At 50.0% G+C, this 25250-nt stretch carries 20 protein-coding genes; 16 read left to right on the top strand and 4 right to left on the bottom strand.

Translation table 11 applies throughout. The features are described from left to right. The first annotated feature begins 68 nt into the window (after positions 1-68). The 6 genes from dmsA to ACQZQY_RS18740 all read left to right on the top strand — a co-directional run bounded on the left by dmsA (position 69) and on the right by ACQZQY_RS18740 (position 6507). Positions 69-2504 (top strand): dimethylsulfoxide reductase subunit A, encoded by a 2436-nt coding sequence (gene dmsA / locus ACQZQY_RS18765; protein ID WP_431297214.1) that lies wholly within the window; start codon positions 69-71, stop codon positions 2502-2504. 11 nt (positions 2505-2515) lie between these two features. Continuing rightward, the gene (locus tag ACQZQY_RS18760) at positions 2516-3133 is read left to right on the top strand and encodes a DMSO/selenate family reductase complex B subunit (protein ID WP_056769245.1); all 618 of its coding nucleotides are present in this window, start codon (positions 2516-2518) and stop codon (positions 3131-3133) included. 1 nt (position 3134) lies between these two features. Continuing rightward, entirely contained in the window at positions 3135-3992 is an 858-nt protein-coding gene (locus ACQZQY_RS18755) for a dimethyl sulfoxide reductase anchor subunit family protein (RefSeq protein ID WP_431296186.1), read from the top strand. 73 nt (positions 3993-4065) lie between these two features. After that, on the top strand, positions 4066-4674 hold the full coding sequence (dmsD, locus tag ACQZQY_RS18750) for a Tat proofreading chaperone DmsD (RefSeq protein ID WP_431296185.1): 609 nt from the start codon (positions 4066-4068) through the stop codon (positions 4672-4674). Next, positions 4674-5228 (top strand): ferredoxin-type protein NapF, encoded by a 555-nt coding sequence (gene napF, locus ACQZQY_RS18745; RefSeq protein ID WP_414072878.1) that lies wholly within the window; start codon positions 4674-4676, stop codon positions 5226-5228. The genes dmsD and napF overlap by 1 nt, the downstream gene beginning before the upstream one ends. 133 nt (positions 5229-5361) lie before the next feature. Then, on the top strand, positions 5362-6507 hold the full coding sequence (locus ACQZQY_RS18740) for an MFS transporter (RefSeq protein WP_122094768.1): 1146 nt from the start codon (positions 5362-5364) through the stop codon (positions 6505-6507). Between the two features lie 99 nt (positions 6508-6606). Here the strand turns inward: ACQZQY_RS18740 and pflA are convergent, their stop codons facing one another. The 4 genes from pflA to ycaO form a co-directional block, all read right to left on the bottom strand. After that, positions 6607-7347: a pyruvate formate lyase 1-activating protein gene (gene pflA / locus ACQZQY_RS18735; protein ID WP_431296184.1), complete on the bottom strand. Its 741-nt coding sequence runs from the start codon at positions 7345-7347 to the stop codon at positions 6607-6609. Positions 7348-7616: 269 nt separating this feature from the next. Then, positions 7617-9899, bottom strand: coding sequence for a formate C-acetyltransferase (gene pflB / locus ACQZQY_RS18730; RefSeq protein WP_122094770.1), 2283 nt, complete (start codon positions 9897-9899; stop codon positions 7617-7619). A gap of 74 nt (positions 9900-9973) precedes the next feature. After that, positions 9974-10831, bottom strand: a complete 858-nt coding sequence (gene focA / locus ACQZQY_RS18725) for a formate transporter FocA (protein ID WP_056769256.1) — start codon at positions 10829-10831, stop codon at positions 9974-9976. A 474-nt stretch (positions 10832-11305) separates the two neighbouring features. Beyond that, positions 11306-13069, bottom strand: coding sequence for a 30S ribosomal protein S12 methylthiotransferase accessory factor YcaO (ycaO, locus tag ACQZQY_RS18720; RefSeq protein ID WP_056771810.1), 1764 nt, complete (start codon positions 13067-13069; stop codon positions 11306-11308). Between the two features lie 306 nt (positions 13070-13375). Between ycaO and serC the strand changes: the two genes are divergently transcribed. The 10 genes from serC to ACQZQY_RS18670 all read left to right on the top strand — a co-directional run bounded on the left by serC (position 13376) and on the right by ACQZQY_RS18670 (position 25244). Next, positions 13376-14461, top strand: coding sequence for a 3-phosphoserine/phosphohydroxythreonine transaminase (gene serC, locus ACQZQY_RS18715; protein ID WP_056769258.1), 1086 nt, complete (start codon positions 13376-13378; stop codon positions 14459-14461). 104 nt (positions 14462-14565) lie between these two features. After that, positions 14566-15849: a 3-phosphoshikimate 1-carboxyvinyltransferase gene (gene aroA, locus ACQZQY_RS18710; protein WP_431297213.1), complete on the top strand. Its 1284-nt coding sequence runs from the start codon at positions 14566-14568 to the stop codon at positions 15847-15849. A 196-nt stretch (positions 15850-16045) separates the two neighbouring features. Continuing rightward, positions 16046-16744, top strand: coding sequence for a (d)CMP kinase (cmk, locus tag ACQZQY_RS18705; protein WP_056769261.1), 699 nt, complete (start codon positions 16046-16048; stop codon positions 16742-16744). A 156-nt stretch (positions 16745-16900) separates the two neighbouring features. After that, on the top strand, positions 16901-18577 hold the full coding sequence (gene rpsA / locus ACQZQY_RS18700) for a 30S ribosomal protein S1 (RefSeq protein ID WP_235533387.1): 1677 nt from the start codon (positions 16901-16903) through the stop codon (positions 18575-18577). Positions 18578-18637: 60 nt separating this feature from the next. After that, a complete protein-coding gene (ihfB, locus tag ACQZQY_RS18695; RefSeq protein WP_013574835.1) occupies positions 18638-18922 on the top strand; it encodes an integration host factor subunit beta in 285 nt (94 codons plus the stop codon). 244 nt (positions 18923-19166) lie between these two features. After that, entirely contained in the window at positions 19167-21446 is a 2280-nt protein-coding gene (locus ACQZQY_RS18690; protein WP_431296183.1) for a ComEC family protein, read from the top strand. A 38-nt stretch (positions 21447-21484) separates the two neighbouring features. Continuing rightward, positions 21485-23233, top strand: coding sequence for a lipid A ABC transporter ATP-binding protein/permease MsbA (msbA, locus tag ACQZQY_RS18685; RefSeq protein WP_056769265.1), 1749 nt, complete (start codon positions 21485-21487; stop codon positions 23231-23233). Beyond that, positions 23230-24219, top strand: a complete 990-nt coding sequence (lpxK, locus tag ACQZQY_RS18680; RefSeq protein WP_431296182.1) for a tetraacyldisaccharide 4'-kinase — start codon at positions 23230-23232, stop codon at positions 24217-24219. The genes msbA and lpxK overlap by 4 nt, the downstream gene beginning before the upstream one ends. A 341-nt stretch (positions 24220-24560) precedes the next feature. Beyond that, positions 24561-24770 (top strand): transcription antiterminator/RNA stability regulator CspE, encoded by a 210-nt coding sequence (gene cspE / locus ACQZQY_RS18675; RefSeq protein WP_056769269.1) that lies wholly within the window; start codon positions 24561-24563, stop codon positions 24768-24770. Positions 24771-25031: 261 nt separating this feature from the next. Continuing rightward, the gene (locus ACQZQY_RS18670; protein WP_056769270.1) at positions 25032-25244 is read left to right on the top strand and encodes a cold-shock protein; all 213 of its coding nucleotides are present in this window, start codon (positions 25032-25034) and stop codon (positions 25242-25244) included. Positions 25245-25250 lie beyond the last annotated feature (6 nt).

Raw genomic sequence — 25250 nt, 5'->3', positions numbered from 1 at the left:
GGTCGTTAACGTTTCATCCCTTTGCTGTTTATGAAGGGATATTAAGGAGCAAGGATATGTCGAATAAAATGCAAGGAAATGCAGGGACAGCCGCAGGAATAAGTCGTCGAACGTTGATGAAAAATTCCGCATTGGTGGGACTGGTTGCCGCAGCCGGAGGGGTAACGATGCCTTTCAGGCACGCGCAGGCGGCCGGGACTGCCACCGACAGCAAACTTACCGACGAAAAAGTGGTATGGAGTGCCTGTACGGTTAACTGTGAAAGCCGCTGCCCGTTAAGAATGCATGTTGTTGATGGTGAAATTCGTTATGTCGAAACCGATAACACCGGCGATGACAATTACGAAGGATTACATCAGGTCAGGGCCTGTCTGCGCGGGCGCTCGATGCGTCGTCGAGTGTACAACCCCGATCGTTTGAAGTTTCCGATGAAGCGGGTGGGTGCGCGCGGAGAAGGAAAATTCATTCGTATAAGCTGGGAAGAAGCCTTCGAGACGATTGCTGGCAGCCTGAAAGACATCATCGGCAAATACGGTAATGAGGCGGTTTATCTCAATTACGGTACCGGAACGTTAGGTGGCACCATGACCCGTTCATGGCCGCCAGGCTCCACATTGATTGCCCGTCTGATGAATTGCTGTGGCGGTTATCTGAACCATTATGGTGATTACAGCTCGGCGCAAATCGCGGCCGGCCTTAATTATACCTATGGCGGATGGGCCGATGGTAACAGCCCGTCGGATATCGAAAACAGCAAACTGGTGGTGTTTTTCGGTAATAACCCCGGCGAAACCCGGCTCAGTGGCGGTGGTGTGACTTACTATCTGGCGCAGGCACGGGAAAAATCCAATGCCCGCATGATCATCATCGACCCACGTTATACCGATACAGCAGCAGGGCGTGAAGATGAGTGGATCCCTATTCGCCCCGGAACAGACGCTGCGCTTGCTGCGGCCCTCGCTCACGTGATGATCACTGAAAACCTGGTCGATCAGCCGTTCCTTGATAAATATTGCGTCGGCTACGATGAAAAAACCTTACCTGCAGGCGCGCCTGCCAACGGGCATTACAAAGCCTACATTTTGGGTAGCGGGGAAGACGCAACAGCCAAAACACCTGAATGGGCGTCAAAGATCACCGGCATCACGGTAGACAAAATTGTCAAACTTGCCCGTGAAATCGGTCAGGCAAAACCTGCGTTTATCGCACAGGGCTGGGGGCCACAGCGTCATGCCAATGGTGAACTCGCGACCCGTGCAATCGCAATGCTGGCAATTCTTACCGGCAACGTAGGGATCAATGGCGGTAACTCCGGTGCCTGTGAAGGATTCTACAGCCTGCCCTTTGTTCGCATGCCTGCTTTTGAAAACCCGGTAACGACCAGCATTCCGTTTTTCCTGTGGACCGATGCGGTTAAACGCGGGCCGGAACTGACCGCTTTAAAAGACGGTATTCGTGGGAAAGATAAACTCAGCGTACCGATTAAGTTTATCTGGAATTATGCCGGTAACAGTCTGATAAACCAGCACTCTGAGATCAACCGTACGCACGACATCCTGCAGGATGACAAGCAGTGTGAAATGATCGTGGTCATCGACAATCACATGACGGCGTCTGCCCGATACGCGGATATTATCCTGCCCGACTGCACGGCCTCAGAGCAGATGGATTTCTGTCTCGATGCCTCATCCGGGAATATGGCGTATGTCATTTTTGCCGATCAGGTCATCAAACCTCGTTTTGAATGCAAAAACATTTATGAGATGACCAGCGAACTGGCAAAACGCATGGGCGTCGGGCAGAAATTTACCGAAGGCCGCACGCAGGAAGAGTGGATGCGTCACCTGTACCAGCAATCTGTGCAGGCCATTCCCGCGCTTCCTGATTTCGATACCTTCCGCCAGCAGGGGATTTTCAAGCAGCGTGACCCTGAGCAACACCACGTGGCGTACAAATCATTCCGTGAAGATCCGCTTGCCAATCCTCTGGAAACACCGTCGGGAAAAATTGAAATCTATTCGGCCGCGCTGGCTGATATCGCAGCGAAATGGCAGCTGGAAAAAGAAGACATTATCGATCCTTTGCCGGTTTACGCCGCTGGATTCGAAAACTATGACGATCCGCTGGCCAGCCGTTATCCCCTGCAACTGACAGGTTTCCATTTCAAAGGTCGGGTGCATTCAACTTACGGAAATGTGGATGTGCTGAAAGCCGCATGCCGTCAGGAAATGTGGATTAACCCGATGGATGCTGCGCAGCGTGGCATCACCAATGGCGACATGATCCGCATCTTTAACGATCGCGGGGAAGTGCAGATTGCCGCTAAAGTGACGCCGCGCATGATGCCGGGTGTAGTCGCGCTTGGCGAAGGTGCCTGGTACACCCCTGACAGCAAAAGAATCGACCGTGCGGGCAGCATCAACGTACTGACTTCTCAAAGACCTTCACCGCTGGCGAAAGGTAACCCCTCTCATACCAACCTTGTGCAAGTGGCTAAGGTTTAACGGAGCAATAAATGACAACTCAATATGGTTTTTATATTGATTCAAGCCGCTGCACAGGATGCAAAACCTGCGAACTGGCCTGTAAAGACTTCAAAAATTTAACGCCTGACGTTAATTTCCGCCGCATTTATGAATATGCCGGTGGCGACTGGCAGAAGGACGGTGATGGCTGGAATCAGAATGTGTTCGCTTATTATCTGTCGATTTCCTGCAACCACTGCGCAGATCCAGCCTGTACCAAAGTGTGCCCGAGCGGTGCAATGCACAAACGTGAAGACGGATTTGTTGTGGTCAACGAAGACGTCTGTATTGGCTGTCGCTACTGCCATATGGCCTGTCCTTATGGCGCGCCGCAGTACAACGAAGCGAAAGGGCATATGACCAAATGTGACGGCTGTTATGAGCGCGTTGCGGAAGGTAAAAAACCTATTTGCGTCGAGTCCTGCCCGCTGCGTGCGCTTGATATGGCACCGATCGAAGAACTGCGTGCGAAATATGGCGATCTGGCAGAAGTGGCACCCTTGCCGGCTGCGCATTTCACGCACCCAAATATCGTCATTAAACCCAATGCGAATTGCCGTCCTGTAGGCGATACAACGGGTTATCTGGCTAACCCGAAGGAGGTTTGAGATGGGAAACGGATGGCATGAATGGCCTTTAATGGTCTTTACCGTGTTGGGGCAGTGTGTTGTAGGGGCATTTATCGTGCTGGCTATGGCATTACTGACTCAGCGCTCTGCAGAAGAGCAACGTCGTATTCACCTGTCGATGTTTTTCCTTTGGGCACTGATGGCGGTGGCGTTTATGGCTTCGGTCTTGCATCTGGGCTCACCGCTGCGCGCATTTAACTCGCTCAACCGTCTCGGTGCTTCTCCGCTGAGTAACGAGATTGGCAGCGGTTCACTGTTCTTTGCGCTTGGTGGCATTTACTGGCTGCTGGCAATGATCAACAAAATGCCGCGCCTGTTGGGTAAAATTTGGCTGGTGGTCACTATGCTGGCGGGTATCGGGTTTGTTTACGCAATGTGCCGCGTTTATGAAATCAATACTGTGCCTACCTGGAATAACCTTTACACCGCATTCAGCTTCGGACTGACAGTTCTGATTGGTGGTCCGGTTCTGGGCTATCTGCTGCTGCGTGGCGCGAATATCCAGGGTTGTGGTCTGCGTCTGTTACCGGTCATCAGCCTGTCAGGGCTGGTGATCAGCATGGTGCTGGTGGTGATGCAAAGTACAGGTCTGGCGAATATCCACAGTTCGGTTCAGGCGGCATCTGCATTGATCCCGCAATATGGCAGCTTGTCTGCATGGCGACTGGTGCTGATCATTCTGGGATTAGGCTGCTGGTTCTGTCCGTTGATCATGCGTAAACGTCCTGCGCTGCTCTCAATGATTCTGGCATTTGTGCTGGTCTTCTCGGGAGAACTGGTGGGACGCGCAATTTTCTACGGTCTGCATATGACCGTGGGTATGGCGGTAAGCGGTTAATTACCTAAGCGTTATCTCTGTCTGGGGACGCCTCGCCGTCGGTGGCGCGTCCCCACGTTAAAATGAGTGAATTATGTCAGCAGAATCAATAAGTTTAACGAGTAAAGTATTGGGTGCGATGCTGTACTATCCGCCAGCGTCGGAAGAGGTTCAGCCGCTGATTGCGTTGTTGAAAACCAGCGACTGGGGCCCGTTATGGCCATTTGCCACGGCCGAGATTAAGGCTCAGGCAGCCGAATTATTCGCACAAATCGATGAGGCTGAAGAAAGTGCCGGGCAGGCTTATCAGCGATTATTTATCGGGCCGTACGCATTACCCGCTCCGCCGTGGGGTTCGGTCTATCTGGATAAAGAATCGGTAGTGTTTGGTGATTCAACCCTGGCACTGCGCCAGTGGATGCGTGAAAACCATATCGAACCGCTCCTGACGCAAGCTGAGCCGGAGGATCATATTGGCTTGTTACTGATGATGTGCGCATGGCTGGCTGAGAATTCCCCGTCATTGCTGAATGAGTTTATGGCGCAGCATTTATTGCCGTGGTCAGGCCGATACCTCGAATTGTTGCAGCAAAAATCCGAACATCCGCTTTATCAGGGGGTTGCCCTCCTTGCTGAGTCGACATTGTCAGGCTGGCAGCAGCAACTGGCGCTGAAAATCCCTTCAGCAGATCTCTATTTCTGATGAGCAATTCTGAAAGCGGAATGAGCGCTCGCCAGGTCAGCCGTCGCGGATTATTTCGCGGCTTGCTGGCTTCGGCGAAACAGACCAAAGAGCAGGCCGCTGCACCTGCTGGATCACTCCCGCAGCGTCTGCTTTCCCGTCCTCCCCAGGCGGTGGCAGAATCCTTATTCATCCAAAGATGTAGCGGGTGCGGACACTGCACCCAAGCTTGTCCGGTCGGTATCCTGCACCTTCAGGAAGGTAAGCCAGCCCTGAGCATTGAGTATGCAGACTGTGATTTCTGCGGAGCCTGCACTCAGGCTTGTGAAACCGGTGCACTGGATGCCTCCGTCAGGGCGGATACCGGGTTACGACCTGTGCATCTGCCGCAATGTCTCGGGCGAATGGATGATATGTGCAGGATGTGTGAAATTGCGTGTCCGCGCACGGCAATATTTTTTAATCAACAGAATCAGCCCTCCGTGGATGACGAAAAATGTGACGGCTGTGGGAAATGCAAACTTGTTTGTTATCATGGTGATATCAGATTGTCATTAAATCATCATGAAGCATAATCACCCCGCTTGATTAACGATTTCAATCATCACCCTCCAGTTTGTGCGCAGACGGGTTTTTGCCAGATTGACATTTTATTCGCCGGTGGCATGATGCGCGCAATTTCTTCGTCTTTGTGGTCATCAACGCCTTATGTCCGCCTATTCCCGTCCCGTTTCACTGCTGCTTTGCGGACTTCTTCTGCTGACGATTTCTATCGCCGTTTTGAACACGCTTGTCCCTTTGTGGCTGAGCCACGAGCAATTGCCGACCTGGCAGGTTGGCCTCGTCAGCTCATCTTATTTTACCGGTAATTTACTCGGTACGCTGATCGCCGGTGGCCTGATAAAGCGTTTCGGTTTTAATCGCAGTTATTACTTGTCGTGCTTCCTGTTTGCCGGTGCTACCGCGGGTCTGGCGCTTTCCATGAGTTTCTGGAGCTGGATTGGTGCACGTTTTATTGCCGGTGTTGGCTGTGCGCTGATTTGGGTGGTAGTGGAAAGCGCGCTGATGCGCAGCGGTACGGTGAAGAACCGCGGGCAACTGCTGGCGGCATACATGATCATGTATTACATCGGTACTGTGGTTGGACAACTTCTGGTCGGCACTGTGCCAACGCAGATATTCAGCGTATTGCCATGGGTAACTTCGCTCATCGTTATTGCCATGTTACCGTTGCTGTTTGCTCATCTGGAAAATCAGGACAGCGAACAGCCTCGTCATTCAGTTTTACCCATGTTCCGCCGTCGTAATGCGCGTCTTGGAATTAACGGATGCATTATTTCCGGCATCGTTCTGGGATCGCTGTATGGGCTGATGCCGTTGTTCCTGACGCATCAGGGCATGAGCGATGCCAATGTCGGCTACTGGATGGCGCTGCTGGTCAGTGCGGGAATTGTCGGGCAGTGGCCGGTAGGCCGTCTTGCCGATCGCTATGGCCGTCTGATGGTTTTACGCATCCAGATTTTTTGTGTCATCCTCGGCAGCATTGCAATGCTCAGTGGTTATGCGATGGCTCCTACGCTATTTATTCTCGGATGCGCCGGTTTCACCCTTTATCCGGTTGCGATGTCGTGGGCGTGCGAGAAGGTCAGTTCTGAGGAGCTGGTGGCAATGAATCAGGCTCTGCTGATGAGCTACACCATCGGCAGTCTTGCCGGCCCGACGATGACAGCGATGCTGATGCAGAGCTATTCCGATCGCCTGCTGTTTGTGATGATCGCGGTGGTTTCACTGGTCTATCTGGTGATGTTGATGCGCAAGGCCGATCAGAGCCACAACCCGGTGGCAGCCGCGTAATGCTTAAAAATGGCTAACCTGACCTGAACCCAGCCCAATAAAAAGACGCCGAAGATGGCGTCTTTTTGGTTTCAAAAGCCTGTTATCTGATCAGAAATATCAGTAGATGACTTTGTGCCCGTAGCTGGCAAGAATGTTTTTCACTCTATCCATAATTTCGGTCGTTGGTGGGTTTACGCCATCCAGGCCGTACTTTTCACCCATTGCCGTCCATTTATGTTTGCCAAGCTCATGGTAAGGCAGCAGCTCAATCTTTTCGATATTGGTCATGTCTTTGGTGAACTCGCCAAGTTTGTGCGCGGATTCATCATCATCAGACCAGCCCGGCACCACAACGTAGCGGATCCAGGTGCGTTGATTACGTTTTGCCAGATAGCGCGCAAAGTCCAGCGTGCGATGGTTGGAGACGCCGACCAAATTCTGATGGATATTGTCGTTCATCTGTTTTAGATCGAGCATTACCAGGTCAGAGGCATCGAGCAATTCATCTATCACCGGGTCATAGCGGCGGACAAAACCGTTGGTATCCAGACAGGTATTGATCCCTTCTTTCTGGCAGGCGCGGAACCAGTCACGCACGAATTCCGCCTGAAGGATCGCTTCACCGCCAGAGGCTGTTACACCGCCGCCGGAAGCATTCATAAAGTGGCGATAGGTCACGACTTCTTTCATCAAATCGTCGACATTGATTTCTTTGCCGCCATGAGTGTCCCAGGTATCGCGGTTGTGGCAATACATGCAACGCATCAGGCAACCCTGGAAGAAAACAATAAAGCGGATACCTGGGCCGTCTACGGTGCCACAGGATTCATATGAGTGGATTCGACCTTGAACTGACATTGCGGGTTATTCTCCATATTGACCAATGAATAGCAGTCTAAAAGTGCGGATGCTGGCCTGGCAGAGATAAACTGGGAACCATCTGTTTATGATACCAGACAATCAATAAGGTTGATTGCCAGCGATTGCCGGAACTGCTTTGCCAGAGATCCACAACCATAGCGCTCTGGCAAAACAGACTGTCATGAAGACAGTAAAGAGTAGGGCGGATGAAACAAAGGCTCCACGATGTGGAGCCTTTTTATCACACTAAACGAAAGGGTGACTTATTACAGGGACTTAGTGAAAGTACGGGTAATAACGTCTTGTTGCTGTTCTTTAGTCAGTGAGTTGAAGCGTACCGCGTAACCTGAAACACGGATGGTCAGCTGAGGGTAGTTCTCAGGGTGCTCCATCGCATCTAACAGCATCTCACGGTTCATGACGTTCACGTTCAGGTGTTGACCACCTTCGATGGACGCTTCGTGATGGAAGTAACCATCCATCAGACCCGCAAGGTTCGCTTTACGCACATCATCGTCTTTACCCAGCGCGTTAGGAACGATAGAGAAGGTATAAGAAATACCATCTTTCGCGTAAGCAAACGGCAGTTTAGCAACGGAAGTCAGGGAGGCAACGGCACCTTTCTGATCACGACCGTGCATTGGGTTTGCACCTGGACCGAATGGCGCACCAGCACGACGACCGTCTGGAGTGTTACCGGTTTTCTTACCATAAACCACGTTAGAGGTGATGGTCAGAACAGACTGAGTTGCCACAGCGCCACGGTAGGTACGCAGTTTCTGAATTTTCTTCATGAAACGTTCTACCAGGTCACAAGCGATGTCATCTACGCGAGAATCGTTGTTACCGAACTGTGGATATTCGCCTTCAATTTTGAAGTCTACAGCCAGGCCGTCTTCGTCGCGGATGGTGCTTACTTTGGCATATTTGATAGCAGACAGGGAGTCAGCAGCAACGGACAGACCTGCGATACCACACGCCATGGTGCGATAAACATCACGGTCATGCAGTGCCATCAATGCAGCTTCGTAGCTGTATTTATCATGCATGTAGTGAATGATGTTCAGTGCAGTCACGTACTGTTTTGCTAACCAGTCCATGAAGTGGTCCATGCGATCCATGACTTTGTCATAGTCCAGCACGGTATCCATCATTGGCGCTTCTTTCGGGCCAACCTGGATTTTCATTTTTTCATCAACGCCGCCGTTAATTGCGTACAACATGGTTTTCGCCAGGTTTGCACGAGCACCGAAGAACTGCATTTGTTTACCCACAACCATCGGGCTCACACAACAAGCGATAGCGTAGTCATCGTTGTTGAAGTCAGGACGCATCAGGTCATCGTTCTCATACTGTACAGATGAGGTATCGATAGACACTTTGGCTGCGTACTTTTTGAAGTTCATTGGCAGCTTTTCAGACCACAGAATGGTCATGTTCGGTTCTGGTGAAGGCCCCATGGTGTACAGGGTATTCAGGAAACGATAGCTGTTTTTGGTCACCAGAGTACGGCCATCAACACCCATACCGGCCAGGGATTCTGTTGCCCAGATTGGGTCACCAGAGAACAGTTCATCATATTCAGGAGTACGCAGGAAACGTACCATACGCAGTTTCATAACCAGATGGTCAATCAGTTCCTGAGCTTGTTCTTCGTTCAGTTTGCCTGCTTTGATATCACGTTCGATGAACACGTCAAGGAAAGTAGATACGCGGCCGAAGGACATTGCTGCACCGTTCTGAGATTTAACCGCAGCCAGGTAGCCGAAGTAAGTCCACTGAACAGCTTCCTGCGCGCTGGTTGCAGGACCAGAAATGTCGTAGCCGTATTTAGCAGCCATTTCTTTAATCTGACCCAGAGCACGATGTTGTTCTGAGATTTCTTCACGCAGCTGGATGGTCATTTCCAGATTCACGCCATTTTCCAGGTCGTCTTGCAGAGACTGGAACTGTGCGAATTTGTCAGCCATCAGGAAGTCGATACCGTAAAGTGCAACGCGACGGTAGTCACCAATGATACGGCCACGGCCATAGGCATCGGGTAAACCGGTCAGCACGCCAGATTTACGGCAGTTCAGGATGTCTTTTGTGTAAACGTCGAACACACCCTGGTTATGCGTTTTGCGGTAATCGGTGAAGATTTTTTTCAGCGCTGGATCCAGTTCACGGCCATAAACTTTACATGAACCTTCTACCATTTTGATGCCGCCGAATGGGATCAGGGCACGTTTCAATGGCGCGTCAGTTTGCAGACCAACGATGGTTTCCAGAGATTTATTGATGTAGCCAGCGTCATGAGAAGTGATGGTAGCCGCAACGTCAGTATCGAAGTCAACCGGAGCTTTGGTGCTGTTCTCCAGTTTGATACCGTCCATTACTTTATCCCACAGGGTGGTTGTCGCCTGAGTCGCGCCAGCCAGGAAGGACTCATCACCTTCATACGGGGTGTAGTTCTTCTGAATGAAGTCACGGACGTTTACGCCATTCTGCCATTCACCAGCACTAAAGCCTTGCCATGCGTTGGTCAATTTTTCATTGAGCTTGGACATCTTGCACCTACCTTCTAATTTGGATTTCTTTAAAAATCGCGTGTAAAACTGTCGTAACGAGAATCCACGTTGAATCAGTGATTTTTCTCATCGCGAAGATATATAACCCAGTACGTTAACCCTACCAGCAAGCCACCCCCGATGATGTTACCTATGGTCACAGGGATGAGATTATCGATGATAAAGTTACTGACGTTCAGTTCTGCGAATTGTGCCGGTGTTGCACCGACAGCCTGCCAGAATTCGGGTGTTGCAAAGTTCTTAACGACAATACCTAACGGGATCATGAACATGTTGGCGATGCTATGCTCGAAGCCGCTGGCGACAAACATGGCTACCGGCAGAATCATGGCAAACATCTTATCCATCAGGCTGCGGCCGGAGTAACTCATCCAGACAGCCAGGCAAACCATCAGGTTAGCCAGGATCCCGAGACACACAGCTTCGATAAAGGTGTGATGCATCTTATGGTCGGCTGTTTGCAGAACGTTGAGTCCCCACAAACCGTTATCCACCATATATTCACCGGAGAACCAGATCAGGGCGACAAAGAACAGACAGCCAATCAGGTTACCAATATAGACATTGGCCCAGTTGCGTGCCAGTTGCCCCCAGGTAATACGACCGCTGGCTTTCGCAATGACAATCAGCACCGTAGAGGTAAAGAGATCAGCACCACATACCACGACCAGCATAAGACCCAGAGAGAAGCATATGCCTCCGACAAGTTTTGCCAGACCGAAAGGAACGGTGCCGGTACCTGTGGTGGAAGTGATATAAAAAGCAAAGGCAATAGAAATAAAGACGCCAGCAGTAATGGCTAAAAAGAACGTTTTTAACGGCTGTTTGGTGGCTTTATAAACGCCGGCATCTTCAGCAACTTTAGCTGTAGCGGCGGGTAATATAAGATCGAAGGGGTTGTCAGTTTTCACATTAACTCTCTTATTCAGGGCTATGCACTGCGCAACGAGATACTAGCAAAGCAGTATAACGTAAAAATTGACGTGGATCATACGGGGAGGATTTCGATGCATTATTGTCTACTACTGCATAGGTACTTTTTGGCTTAACTTGTTGAAATTAATTAAATAAAAACATTTTAATTTTTACAAAAAAAGTTGATGAATACTTAAATTATTCTTCTTAATAGGTAAATAAAAAACATCGGCTGTTAATTATTGTCATTGATTTGAATTTGATTTCTTTACACCCAATTAACTTTTCAGGATTCGGAATTTATTTATCCTGTAAAAATGCTAACCCGTCAGTATAGCGCGCGAAATTACACGCCATTTCCTGCCCCGAGTCAAATCCCGCTATCCAAATAAGGGAGCTCAGACGAACCAGAAATAAAAAAACCGGCAGAGTGCTCTGCCGGTTCAGGTTCAGTCAGGGTGCCGTTTACATCAGGCTTTCGACCAGTGACGACGTTTAGCGACCTGCAGCTTTTCATAAGCACGGAGCAATGCCTGATGGGCGGGCAGCGCTTTGAGGTCAGGATCAACCGCAAACAGGCTGTGGAAGCGAACTTCGCCGCTGATTGCAGCAGAGGCATCTTCCACGGCTTTCTGGCCGTACATTTTTACGAAAGCGTTGTAATACTGCGCTGGCTCGCGATCTTCTTCCAGTGACAACTGCAATAAGGTTTGCAGGCAACGGTAGTAGTTGTTGCGTTCGTCGCTGTAGACCGATGAGTTGAACTCGTGAGCCCACTCAGCCCAGGTCAGTGCCTGATCGAAATCGCCGCCCGCCAGTGCCAGCATAGATTTCAGTTCGCCAACGCGCAGGGTGTACCAGCCATTATCCTTGCCGCTGGCAATACCCAGCAGTTCACGCACACGGGTAAAGTCATCCAGACCTTCATCATCAAGTTGAGTAATCATCTCGAGATAGGTTTCTTTTGGCAGATCGCTGTCCGGCAGTGCCAGCAGTTGATCGCGCAAATGTGCACCCATACTGTTATTTGCCAGCAGTAAATCTTCAGCCGGATAAATATCAGACATGCCCGGAACGATGATGCGGCAAGCATAAACGTCCAGATGTTCGTAATCGGCGATGTACACTTCAGCATCTTCTTTGTCGAAAATTGCCATCAGCGTCGCGAACTCTTCTTCAGTGCTGCCACTGAAGCTCCAGTCTGCAAACGGATAGTCTGCATCTTGTTTGAACATATCCCATGAAATCAAACCACTTGAGTCGATGAAGTGGGTTTCGAGGTTTGCGTGCTCAGCAACTTCTTCGTCATCAAAGGTCGGGGCGGTGAACACGTCCAGATCTTTCAGGCTGCGGCCCTGTAGTAATTCGGTGACAGTACGCTCAAGTGCCACACCGAAATCAGGGTGGGCGCCAAAGGAAGCGAAGCAGGTGCCGTTTGCAGGGTTGAACAGCACCACACAAATGACCGGGTAATTGCCGCCCAGTGACGCGTCATAAGAAAGGATCGGGAACCCTTCTTCTTCCAGTTTAGCGATGGCTTCCACCACGCCCGGATAACGCGCCAGCACGTCAGCAGGAATTTCCGGCAGGCTGATGGATTCCGCGATGATACGATTTTTAACGTAACGCTCGAAGACTTCAGACAGCCCCTGAACACGCGCTTCATTAGCGGTATTACCGGCTGACATCCCGTTAGAAACATACAGGTTACCGATGATATTCATCGGAATGTAAACGGTTTGCAGATCTGACTGACGGGTGAACGGTAGCGCGCAGATCCCGCGATCCGGGTTGCCTGATTGCAGATCGATCAGATCACTGGCAACCAGCTCTTTATCGGCATCGTAAAATTCATGCAGACGCTCGTCCAGAATTCCTTCCGGCAGGCTGTTATCTTCAGCCACAGGGAACCATTTTTCGTTCGGATAATGAACGAAATCACCATTAGCAATTTCTTTACCCAGATAGAAATCGGCAAAGAAATAGTTCGTCGACAGACGCTCAAAATATTCACCCAGTGCAGACGCCAGAGCGGCTTTCTTGCTCGCACCTTTTCCGTTGGTGAAGCACAGCGGGCAGTCGCGGTCGCGAATGTGCACTGACCAGACGTGCGGAACCGGGTTCAGCCAGGAGGCTTCTTCGATATTAAAACCGAGATCGGTGAGTTTTTGTTGGAAGCGGGAAATGGAGTCTTCCAGCGCCGCGTCTTTACCAGGAATAAAAGTTTGCGTCATTGAGTTCACTTTTGAGCGTGCTAAAAACGCGCAATGATACGGGGTTTTGCGATGCACCTCCATGTATTCGTGTTAAGAATGTAATCGCGTTGTAACTTGCCTGGTCAAAGGCGCGGAGCAGGGTTCGGACATGAACAGATAATCCTGTTAAATCAGCTTTCCAGGGAGGAATGAACCTTGTGACCGAGATCTCATCGCTGTTTATCAGGTCGTAATCAATATCCGTTGCAGACTCCTTGTCTCGGATGATAAAACCGTTAAATTAGTGCTTACAATGTGGCTGTCTCAGAGAAGTGGTGAGGGGAAATGACTCAGGTTTATAATTTTAGTGCTGGCCCGGCAATGATCCCGGCTGAAGTATTGCGTCGTGCGGAACAGGAACTTTGTAACTGGCACGGACTGGGTACATCGGTGATGGAAATCAGTCACCGCAGTAAGGAGTTTATCCAGGTTGCTGAAGAGTCCGAGAAGGATATCCGTGACCTCCTGAATATTCCCCAGAACTATAAAGTGCTGTTCTGCCACGGTGGCGCACGTGCTCAATTCGCCGCGGTGCCAATGAACCTGCTGGGCGATAAATCCTCTGCTGATTACATCGATGGTGGTTACTGGGCACACAGCGCAGTCAATGAAGCCAAAAAATACTGCACCCCGAACGTGATTGATGTCACCACGAACCTTGACGGTAAGCGTGGCATTCTGCCGATGAGCGAATGGAAACTGAATGCAGATTCCGCTTACGTTCATTACTGCCCGAATGAAACAATCGACGGTGTTTCCATTGATGAAATGCCTGATTTCGGTGACAAGATTGTGGTCGCCGACTATTCCTCTTGTATCCTGTCCCGCCCGATTGATGTCAGCCGCTTTGGCGTGATTTACGCGGGCGCGCAGAAAAATATTGGCCCTGCAGGTCTGACGCTGGTGATCGTCCGCGAAGATTTGCTGGGGAAAGCCCGCACTGAACTGCCTTCCATCCTTGATTACACCGTGCTGGCTGAGAACGACTCTATGTTCAACACTCCGCCGACTTTCGCCTGGTACCTCTCTGGTATGGTCTTTAAGTGGCTGAAAGAGCAGGGCGGTTTACGCGAGATGGAGAAACGTAACCAGGCCAAAGCCGAATTACTTTATGGCGCTATCGATCGCACCGGCTTTTACCGCAACATGGTAGCGACGGCCAACCGTTCGTGGATGAACGTTCCTTTCCAGATGGCGGATGCTTCTTTGGACAAATTGTTCCTCGATCAGGCACAGGACGCCGGCCTGCATGCGCTTAAAGGTCACCGTGTTGCTGGCGGTATGCGCGCATCTATTTATAATGCAATGCCGATTGAAGGCGTAAAAGCCCTGACCGACTTTATGGCGGAGTTCGAAAAACGCCACGGTTAAGTGTGCTGGCTTTCAGGCCTGCAGAATGCTTTAGTTAGAAGCCTTAAAAATGACCCCGGCTGAATGTCCGGGGTCATTTTATGAAAAGAAGAATTGGAGAAAGAGTGGAATCCCTGACATTACAACCCGTTGCACTGGTTAACGGCAGCATCAATTTACCTGGCTCAAAAAGTGTTTCTAACCGTGCACTGTTACTGGCTGCTTTTGCACAGGGCACTACCCGCCTGACTAACCTGCTCGACAGTGACGATGTGCGCCACATGCTAAATGCACTGACACAGCTGGGAGTGACTCATCGCCTGTCAGCCTCCCGTACTGAGTGTGAAATCGAGGGGCTGGGCACCGCTTTCTCCAATGCGAAAGGTCTGGAATTGTTTCTCGGTAACGCAGGTACAGCAATGCGTCCGCTGGCTGCGGCGTTATGTCTGGGTGAACAGGATGTTGTGCTGACCGGTGAGCCGCGTATGAAGGAGCGTCCGATCGGGCATCTGGTGGACGCGCTGCGTCAGGGCGGTGCGCAAATTGATTATCTTGAGCAGCAAGATTATCCGCCATTGCGCCTGCGCGGTGGCTTTACCGGCGGGGATGTCAGTGTCGATGGAAGTGTTTCCAGCCAATTCCTGACCGCGTTATTAATGACAGCTCCGCTGGCTGATAACGACACAACGATTCAGATTAAAGGTGATCTGGTTTCCAAACCTTATATTGATATCACGCTTAATCTGATGAAAACCTTTGGTATTGATGTAGAAAATCACCAGTACCAGACATTTAGCATCAAAGGCCGTCAGCAGTATGTCTCTCCAGGTTCGTACCTCGTTGAAGGCGATGCGTCTTCTGCGTCCTACTTCCTGGCCGCTGCGGCTATCAAAGGCGGCACCGTTCGCGTCACCGGTATCGGCAAAAACAGCATGCAGGGTGATATCCGCTTTGCAGATGTGCTGGAAAAAATGGGTGCAACTATTCATTGGGCGGATGATTACATCGAATGTACCCGCGGCAAACTGAAAGGCATTGATATGGACATGAACCATATCCCGGATGCTGCAATGACCATCGCGACGGCAGCGCTGTTTGCCGAAGGGACCACTACGCTGCGCAACATTTTTAACTGGCGCGTGAAAGAAACGGATCGACTGACGGCAATGGCGACCGAGCTGCGTAAAGTCGGTGCAACGGTGGAAGAGGGTGAGGATTATATTCGCATTGAGCCACCGCAATCCCTTAAATTCGCAGAGATTGGCACCTATAACGATCATCGTATGGCGATGTGTTTCTCGCTGGTGGCGTTGTCCGATACGCCGGTAACGATCCTCGATCCTAAGTGTACCGCGAAGACCTTCCCTGATTATTTTGATCGTCTCGCCGCTATAAGTACGCTGGCATAGTCTATAACTAGGTGGGTCAGAGAGCGGACATCCTGGATGTCCGTTTTTTTTTGCTTTTATCATTGAGAACCGTCCGCTTTTTAGACAACTGATAAATGTGGGGTAACAGTTGCCGCAAAGGCAGCGTATAATGCCGCTCCTGAATTAGTCCTATGAGGCTAATGAAGCGGGTATCACCCACCGAAAGGAGACAAAAATGACGGCTATAGCCCCGGTAATCACCGTTGATGGGCCAAGTGGTGCAGGTAAAGGTACATTGTGTAAAGCTTTGGCCGAAGCCCTTAACTGGCGTTTACTGGATTCCGGAGCAATCTACCGGGTTTTAGCGCTGGCAGCACTTCATCATCAGGTTGATATCGTCTCAGAAGAGGCGTTAGTTCCGCTTGCCGCACATCTCGACGTGCGTTTTGTCGCTCAGGATGGGCAGTTAAAGGTAATTTTAGAAGGTGAGGATGTCAGCAATGAGATCCGCACCGAAACGGTAGGTAATACCGCGTCTCAGGCGGCAGCTTTCCCTCGCGTTCGCGAAGCATTACTGCGTCGTCAGCGCGCGTTCCGTGAGGCGCCAGGCCTGATTGCCGACGGGCGAGACATGGGCACTGTGGTCTTTCCCGATGCGCCGGTCAAAATATTTCTCGACGCCAGCTCAGAAGAGCGTGCAAACAGAAGAATGCTACAGTTGCAGGAAAAGGGCTTTAGTGTTAACTTTGAACGGCTTTTAGCCGAGATCAAGGAACGTGATGACCGAGATCGTAACCGATCCATTGCGCCCTTAGTGGCTGCTTCCGATGCGTTATTACTGGATTCAACCAGTATGTCCATTGATGAAGTCATCGAAAAAGCGCTGGCTTATGCCACAGAAATTTTAGGATTGCCGCAAAAACAAACCCGGTAATCGAGCCTTAATTTGGCGCTGGAATCTATTCAGTGCCAATTTTGGCTATAGTTTTTTTTAACCTCGCCGCAAGGATCTGTAGCGGGGCATTTGAAACAACCCCATCCAGCAGGACGCCAGATGGACGTTAAACTTAAGAACCTAAAGATTAACAACATGACTGAATCTTTTGCTCAACTCTTTGAAGAATCCTTAAAAACAATCGAAACCCGTCCTGGTTCCATCGTTCGTGGTGTTGTTGTGTCCATCGACAAAGATATCGTACTGGTTGACGCCGGTCTGAAATCTGAGTCTGCAATCCCGGCAGAACAATTCAAAAACGCACAGGGCGAACTGGAAATCCAGGTTGGCGACGAAGTTGATGTTGCGCTGGACGCTGTCGAAGACGGCTTCGGTGAAACTCTGCTGTCCCGTGAAAAAGCTAAACGTCATGAAGCTTGGATCACGCTGGAAAAAGCTTACGAAGAATCTGCAACTGTTACCGGTGTTATCAACGGTAAAGTTAAAGGCGGTTTCACTGTTGAGCTGAACGGTATCCGTGCGTTCCTGCCAGGTTCACTGGTAGACGTTCGTCCTGTTCGCGACACGCTGCATCTTGAAGGCAAAGATCTTGAGTTCAAAGTCATCAAACTGGACCAGAAACGCAACAACGTTGTTGTTTCCCGTCGTGCAGTAATTGAGTCTGAGAACAGCGCAGAGCGCGATCAGCTGCTGGAAAACCTGCAGGAAGGCATGGAAGTTAAAGGTATCGTTAAGAACCTTACTGACTACGGTGCATTCGTTGATCTGGGCGGCGTTGATGGCCTGCTGCACATCACTGATATGGCTTGGAAACGTGTTAAACACCCAAGCGAAATCGTCAATGTTGGCGATGAAATCACTGTTAAAGTGCTTAAATTCGACCGTGAACGTACACGTGTATCCCTTGGCTTGAAACAGCTGGGCGAAGATCCATGGGTCGCTATCGCTAAACGTTACCCAGAAGGTACTAAACTGACTGGTCGCGTTACCAACCTGACTGATTACGGCTGCTTCGTAGAAATCGAAGAAGGCGTTGAAGGTCTGGTTCACGTTTCTGAAATGGATTGGACTAACAAAAACATCCACCCATCTAAAGTTGTTAACGTGGGTGATGTTGTTGAAGTTATGGTTCTGGACATCGACGAAGAACGTCGTCGTATCTCCCTGGGCCTGAAACAATGCAAATCTAACCCATGGCAGCTGTTTGCAGAAACCCACAACAAAAATGACCGTGTTGAAGGTAAAATCAAGTCAATCACTGACTTCGGTATCTTCATTGGTCTGGACGGCGGCATCGACGGCCTGGTTCACCTGTCTGACATCTCCTGGAACGTTGCAGGCGAAGAAGCAGTACGTGAATACAAAAAAGGCGACGAAATCGCAGCTGTGGTCCTGCAGGTTGACGCAGAACGTGAACGTATCTCCCTGGGCGTGAAGCAACTGGCTGAAGATCCATTCAATAACTACCTGTCTGTTAACAAGAAAGGTACTATTGTTACTGGTAAAGTCACTGCAGTTGACGCCAAAGGTGCTACAGTTGAATTAGCTGGCGGCGTAGAAGGTTACCTGCGCGCTTCAGAAGCTTCTCGCGACCGTATTGAAGACGCAACTCTGGTTCTGAGCGTTGGTGATGAAGTTGAAGCTAAATTCACCGGTGTTGATCGTAAGAACCGCGTAGTAAGCCTGTCCGTCCGTGCTAAGGACGAAGCAGACGAGAAAGATGCAATCGCTGTGGTTAACAACAAACCAGCAGAAGAAAGCAACTTCTCTAACGCTATGGCTGAAGCGTTCAAAGCGGCAAAAGGCGAGTAATGACGGGGGGCGGTCCTGCCGCCCCGATACGGTAGTTTAGCTGCAAAGCTTGGAGGTACTATGACCAAGTCTGAACTTATTGAAAGACTTGCTGGCCAGCACTCTCATATCCCGGCGAAAGCTGTTGAGGATGCAGTGAAAGAGATGCTTGAACATATGGCTGCAACCTTGGCTGATGGTGAACGCATCGAGATCCGTGGGTTTGGCAGTTTTTCTCTTCACTACCGTGCTCCGCGTGTTGGGCGCAACCCTAAAACTGGCGACAAAGTTGAGCTGGATGGCAAGTATGTCCCTCACTTTAAACCAGGCAAAGAGCTGCGTGATCGCGCGAACATTTATGGCTAAGGTTTCGGCCTGAAACATACATGACTGCCTATAGCGAATGCTAAAACGGTGCCTTTAAGGCGCCGTTTTTTTTGCTTCAAATTCAGCCAACTCCTTTCTTTGATTTTCTTCTTACTTTTTGCGTAATACCTCGCACCGTATCAACCTGATGCTTGTTCCCTCATGTGCTGAATAACATACTCCAGCCAGAATCTGGCCAGGGTGGCTCTATGACTAACGCAGAGGGAATACTATTAAAATCTCATTGGACGAGGTCGCTGTTGCCATCATTGTCGGGATGGTGCCGCTGGTGTTTGTTGCTCACCTTCCGTCGACACTGCAACTCATAGTTCTGGGATGTATTGCCTGGGTGCTGCCGGGATTACAGCCAAAAATATTCACGCTGACTTCACTCGCTCTGATGGCTTTCATTTGGGCTGCGATACAGGGCGGAACACTGGTGCAGCAAGCGCTTACACTGACTGGCCCGAATCGTGAAGTCGTCGCTCGCTTGCAAAGTATCAATCTGGGAGAAGAGGGCGCCTCCTCGCAGTTTTATAAAATAGAAAAGATAGACGGAAAGTGGGTATTTCCACCTCTGCTATTTCGTGCCAGGTGGGAAGGGGCACAAACCCCGCTGTTAGCAGGCCAACGATGGAAAATGACCGCCAATATTCGTCCTGTTCATAGTCTGTTAAATGAAGGCGGTTTTGACGCTCAACGCTGGGCACTGGCAGGCCATGCACCGCTGACGGCAACTATCCAGCATGGCGTGCTGCTTGATGCCGACAGCTCGTTTCGCCAGCAATTCATTCAGCGGGTACAACATGCGATGCCCGAACTTAAGAATACACCGGTTCTGATTGCATTAGCTTTTGGTGAGAAAGGGTTGATCGACGGCGAAGAAAAACTTCTGCTGCAACGAACGGGTATTGCCCATCTGGTGGCCATTTCAGGGTTGCACATCGGAATCGCGGCCTTGTTTGGTTGGTGGTTTGCACGCGGATTACAATTTATTTTGCCGGTAAGGCTGATTGACTATCGGTTCCCTCTGCTAATCAGTGAGCTTTTCCTCCTGACCTATACCTGGCTTTCAGGTTGTAATGCGCCGGCATTGCGCGCCGCGCTGGCGGTCTCGCTGTGGATATTTCTGCGTTTGCTCCGCTTGCGTTGCCATCCGTGGCAGGTCTGGTTATGGGGTGTGGCTTTACTTTTACTGGCTGACCCGATGAATATTTTGTCAGACAGTTTCTGGCTATCCTGTTTTGCCGTGGCTTCATTAATTTTCTGGTTTCAATGGATGCCATTACCTGCAAATTTTCAGCGAGCCTGGTATTGGTCTTTTTTACGCTGGGCACATTTGCAGGCAGGCATGACGTTACTGCTGCTGCCCTTACAAATTGCCATTTTCCACGGTCTTAACATATCGTCCTTCATGGCTAACATGTGGGCTGTTCCCATCGTATCTCTGGTGACGGTGCCGCTGGTTTTGCTGGCACTCATGCTAAACATACCGCCTGCCGGATGGATGCATGAAGTACAGAATATAATCTGGAAGATGGCAGACCATACGCTCAGCCTGGCAATGTGGGGGGTTAAGTTGTTTTCTGAGGGCTGGCATCTGCTGGGAGAATCTTTCCTGCTCATCAGCCTTTCCGGGTGGCTGACCATTGTCTTTTGGCGACTGTGTTGTCTCAGGCATTACCTGTCGATATTAATTTCACTCGGGCTGATCTCGTTCTGCTGGTGTACACGAACACCGCCTGAGCGCTGGAGGGTGGACATGCTGGATGTCGGGCACGGGCTTTCTGTACTTATCAGTAAGGACGGAAAAGGCGTACTTTACGACACTGGCAACCGCTGGGAAGGAGGTTCCGCGGCAGAGCAAAATATCGCCCCATTTCTGCGCTGGAAAAATATTCAGCTTGAACAGATTATTATCAGCCACAATGACATGGACCACCGCGGCGGCTTTGAGTTTCTGCAAACGATGTATCCTGCTGCAAATTTTCGTGACAGTTCGATTTCCGGTGTACCTCATCTTCCCTGTATTGCGGGTCAGCAATGGCTGTGGCAGGGGCTGAATTTCACCGTGCTTTGGCCGGAGAAGCCTACTGCGGATGCGCGCAATGCTGACAGCTGTGTCATACGTGTTGATGACGGAAGATACAGTCTCCTGTTAACCGGCGATATCGAGTCGGCAAGCGAGAAGGCGCTCATCAAGAAATGGCGGGAGGGATTAAAGTCTACGTTCCTTCAGGTGCCGCATCATGGCAGCAATACTTCCTCGACGCCGCCTTTCCTGCGTGCCGTTCAGCCAGATATTGCCCTGGCATCGGCTGCCCGCTTCAATAAATGGCACCTTCCTGCCCGTAAAGTTGTTAGCAGATACAACAAAGCCCGCCATGACTGGCGCTCGACATCAATATCAGGCCAACTGAGTCTGTTCATTTATGATGATTATTGGGCAATTAAGGGCTTACGTGAGCAATTAATCCCACGTTGGTACCACCACCGGTTTGGAGTATCAGAAGATAATGAGTAGAATAGACCGCTATTTCTTTCGATGCTGGTTGATATTGCATGATGAACGATAAAGATCTCTCCACGTGGCAGACATTTCGTCGCTTATGGCCGATGATCACACCTTTTAAGGCCGGGCTTATCGCTGCGGCTATTGCACTGGTCGCTAACGCCGCCAGTGACACATTCATGCTGTCTTTGCTGAAGCCGCTGCTTGATGATGGGTTTGGCAAAGCCGACCGCTCAATTTTACTCTGGATGCCACTGGTCGTTATCGGCCTGATGATTGTGCGTGGCGTGAGTGGCTATATTTCAAGTTACTGCATCTCGTGGGTGTCAGGCAAAGTGGTCATGCATATGCGTCGCCGCCTGTTCGGCCATATGATGAGAATGCCTGTTGCCTTCTTTGATCAACAGTCCACAGGTACTTTGCTCTCTCGTATTACCTATGATTCCGAACAGGTAGCATCTTCCTCCTCCAGCGCACTGGTGACAGTTGTGCGTGAAGGCGCGTCGATTATCGGTTTGTTCATCATGATGTTCTACTACAGCTGGCAGTTATCTGTGATCCTGCTGGTTATCGCGCCGATTGTGTCTGTGGTTATCCGCGTGGTGTCGAAACGCTTTCGTAACATCAGTAAATCGATGCAGAACACCATGGGGCAAGTCACGACCAGCGCTGAACAAATGCTGAAAGGTCACAAAGAAGTGCTTATCTTTGGTGGTCAGAAAGTCGAGACGCAGAGATTTGATAAAGTCAGTAACCGCATGCGTCAGCAAGGTATGCGGATGGTTTCTGCCTCTTCAATCTCAGACCCGATTATTCAACTGATTGCCTCACTTGCACTGGCCTTCGTGTTGTATGCCGCGAGCTTCCCGTCTGTTATGGAAACGCTGAGTGCCGGTACGATCACTGTAGTGTTCTCATCGATGATTGCACTTATGCGTCCGCTCAAGTCTCTGACCAACGTCAACTCACAGTTCCAGCGCGGTATGGCGGCTTGTCAGACTCTGTTCTCGATCCTCGATATGGAGCAGGAGAAGGACGAAGGTAAGCTGGAAGTTAAACGTGCCAAAGGCGATGTTGAGTTCAAAAATGTGACCTTCACGTACCCTGGCCGCGATATTCCTGCACTGCGTGATATTTCCTTCGACCTGCCTGAAGGGAAAACGATCGCGCTGGTAGGCCGCTCTGGTTCAGGTAAATCTACCATTGCTAACCTGCTGACGCGTTTTTACGACATCCAGGAAGGGCAAATCCTGATGGATGGGCATGATTTGCGTGAGTACACCTTGTCCTCACTGCGTGATCAGGTCGCACTGGTATCGCAGAACGTTCATCTTTTTAACGATACGATCGCTAACAATATTGCGTATGCCCGTACGGATATGTATTCACGCGAAGAAATCGAAAAAGCCGCCACCATGGCGTATGCCATGGACTTCATCGGTAAAATGGACCAGGGTCTGGATACTGTTATTGGCGAGAACGGCGTGTTGCTTTCCGGTGGTCAGCGTCAGCGTATTGCTATCGCACGTGCATTGCTGCGCGACTCGCCAATCCTGATCCTTGATGAGGCAACATCCGCGCTGGATACAGAGTCTGAGCGTGCCATTCAGGCTGCACTCGACGAACTGCAGAAAAACCGAACCTCTCTGGTAATAGCACACCGCTTGTCAACGATCGAAAAAGCCGATGAAATTCTGGTGATTGAAGATGGCCGGATTGTTGAGCGTGGTTCGCATACTGCCTTGCTGGAAGAGCGCGGTGTTTACTCACAGCTTTACCGGATGCAGTTTGGCCAATGATTGAGCGCATCTGGTCAGGAAAATCACCGTTTTACTTGTTACTTTTGCCTCTGTCGTGGTTATACGGATTGATCGCAACGGTCATCCGTTATAGTTATACATCAGGGCTCAGAAAAAGCTGGCGTGCTCCGGTGCCAGTGGTGGTGGTCGGCAATCTGACCGCCGGAGGTAACGGTAAAACGCCTGTGGTGATCTGGCTGGTTGAAACACTGCAACAGCACGGATTTCGTGTTGGCGTAGTGTCACGTGGCTATGGTGGCAAATCAGCACACTATCCGCTGGTGCTTAATGAAAATACCTCGACAGTACAGGCGGGTGATGAGCCTGTACTGATTTTTCAGCGAACAGGGGCGCCGGTTGCGGTATCCCCGGTTCGTTCTGAGGCAGTCAAAGCGTTATTGAGCGAGCACGAGCTCGATGTCATCGTCACGGACGATGGTTTACAGCATTACGCGCTTGAGCGGGATGTCGAAATTGTCGTTGTTGATGGTGTGAGACGTTTCGGTAATGGCCACTGGTTACCTGCGGGCCCAATGCGGGAACGTGCTTCACGTTTGCTATCGGTCGATGCAGTGATTACCAACGGTGGAAATGCGCAGACAGGTGAACTGTCAATGATGTTGCAACCGGGAAAAGCAGTGAACCTGCTTACCGGCGAACAACGCGATGCTACAGCGTTGCAAAATGTCGTCGCGATGGCCGGAATCGGACATCCGCCTCGTTTTTTTGCCACCCTTAAGCAATTGGGCGTCACGTTGCAAAAAGAGGTCACTTTTGCCGATCATCAGGCTTACCAGGCAGAACAACTTTCGGCTTTAGTGCCGGGAGGAGGAGCGCTTCTGATGACGGAAAAAGACGCGGTAAAATGTCGTGATTTTGCTCAGCAGAATTGGTGGTATTTACCTGTTGAAGCGAAGATTCAGGGTATTTCGGCTGAAAACCTGCTGCAAAAAATTACTGATCTTATTTTGAAAAAAGCACATTAAAAACGTCAGGCTCAGGCTTTAACGAAAATATTTACTCGTGCAGGAAAACGTAAACACCCTGATTTCAAACAGATCTTTATGGTTTTGATTCAGCTCGTAAGAATAATAGTAACACAGTGCTTGCTATTCATTCTGGCGTGTGAGTTAATGCGTGCAGCCTGTGTTGCAGCGCTATTTATGTATGAGTGTTGAGTAAAGCAGTTCCTCCCAGACGTTATCTCTTTCCCGATGATTCCGCTTCCAAGACGAACCTTCTAAGTCCTCCCCATAAGTAATTGTCTGAACTATTGGCTAACATTGCCGAATGGCAGGATTTTATATTTCGTTAAAAGGTTTTAAATATGTCTAAGAAAAATGGTCAGGTTAAGTGGTTCAATGAAAGCAAAGGTTTTGGTTTTATTGAGCAGGCTGATGGCGAGAAAGATGTCTTCGTACATTTCTCTGCAATCGCAACCGATGGTTTCAAAACTCTGGCTGAAGGCCAGCGTGTAGAATACACCATTCAGGATAGCCCGCGCGGTCCTGCTGCTGCTAACGTTATTGCGCTCTGAAAAGAGGCTGACGTGATGATATGAAATAACGATAATCGCTAATCATATCAGCAGAGTAAAGCCCGCCGGATGGCGGGTTTTTCATACCTGACAAGGTAAATGCGGCGTTAATAAAAACGTCGAAAAGTAGTAAAAATAATCGTTAAAACAAATTCGCTCATTAGAGGTTTTTTATAAAAAAATAACTTAGAAATGGGCAAACGCATCCGAACAATAATAAAAAAGTGTGTTCATGGATGCCCAAAAGAAAGGATAGAAATTATGATGTTAAAAATGGGTTTAGTTAAATGGTACAACCAGGCTAAAGGCTATGGTTTTATTTGCCCGCTCGATGGTTCTTCTGAAATTTACGTTCAGCGTACTTCGATCGCCAATACGGGAAATAAATCCCTGAGTGCCGGTCAGCGAGTTGAATTCACCACTTACCGCAGCGTCGCACACGGTCCTTCAGCGGCTGACGTTATCGGGTTCTGAATCTGA

It is taken from the genome of Rahnella sp. PAMC25559, assembly GCF_050632365.1.
GTDB classification, from domain to species: domain Bacteria; phylum Pseudomonadota; class Gammaproteobacteria; order Enterobacterales; family Enterobacteriaceae; genus Rahnella; species Rahnella rivi.
Note: the sequence above shows the minus strand (reverse complement) of the source record. Positions and strands in the feature narration are given on the sequence as shown.

Coding starts and splice junctions, on each gene's coding strand:
- ihfB (WP_013574835.1), top strand. CDS start 18,638: ATGACCAAGTCTGAACTTATTGAAAGACTTGCTGGCCAGCACTCTCAT.
- msbA (WP_056769265.1), top strand. CDS start 21,485: ATGATGAACGATAAAGATCTCTCCACGTGGCAGACATTTCGTCGCTTA.
- ACQZQY_RS18755 (WP_431296186.1), top strand. CDS start 3,135: ATGGGAAACGGATGGCATGAATGGCCTTTAATGGTCTTTACCGTGTTG.
- cspE (WP_056769269.1), top strand. CDS start 24,561: ATGTCTAAGAAAAATGGTCAGGTTAAGTGGTTCAATGAAAGCAAAGGT.
- rpsA (WP_235533387.1), top strand. CDS start 16,901: ATGACTGAATCTTTTGCTCAACTCTTTGAAGAATCCTTAAAAACAATC.
- dmsD (WP_431296185.1), top strand. CDS start 4,066: ATGTCAGCAGAATCAATAAGTTTAACGAGTAAAGTATTGGGTGCGATG.
- dmsA (WP_431297214.1), top strand. CDS start 69: ATGCAAGGAAATGCAGGGACAGCCGCAGGAATAAGTCGTCGAACGTTG.
- cmk (WP_056769261.1), top strand. CDS start 16,046: ATGACGGCTATAGCCCCGGTAATCACCGTTGATGGGCCAAGTGGTGCA.
- serC (WP_056769258.1), top strand. CDS start 13,376: ATGACTCAGGTTTATAATTTTAGTGCTGGCCCGGCAATGATCCCGGCT.
- pflB (WP_122094770.1), bottom strand. CDS start 9,899: ATGTCCAAGCTCAATGAAAAATTGACCAACGCATGGCAAGGCTTTAGT.
- ycaO (WP_056771810.1), bottom strand. CDS start 13,069: ATGACGCAAACTTTTATTCCTGGTAAAGACGCGGCGCTGGAAGACTCC.
- ACQZQY_RS18760 (WP_056769245.1), top strand. CDS start 2,516: ATGACAACTCAATATGGTTTTTATATTGATTCAAGCCGCTGCACAGGA.
- pflA (WP_431296184.1), bottom strand. CDS start 7,347: ATGTCAGTTCAAGGTCGAATCCACTCATATGAATCCTGTGGCACCGTA.
- ACQZQY_RS18670 (WP_056769270.1), top strand. CDS start 25,032: ATGATGTTAAAAATGGGTTTAGTTAAATGGTACAACCAGGCTAAAGGC.
- napF (WP_414072878.1), top strand. CDS start 4,674: ATGAGCAATTCTGAAAGCGGAATGAGCGCTCGCCAGGTCAGCCGTCGC.
- lpxK (WP_431296182.1), top strand. CDS start 23,230: ATGATTGAGCGCATCTGGTCAGGAAAATCACCGTTTTACTTGTTACTT.
- ACQZQY_RS18740 (WP_122094768.1), top strand. CDS start 5,362: ATGTCCGCCTATTCCCGTCCCGTTTCACTGCTGCTTTGCGGACTTCTT.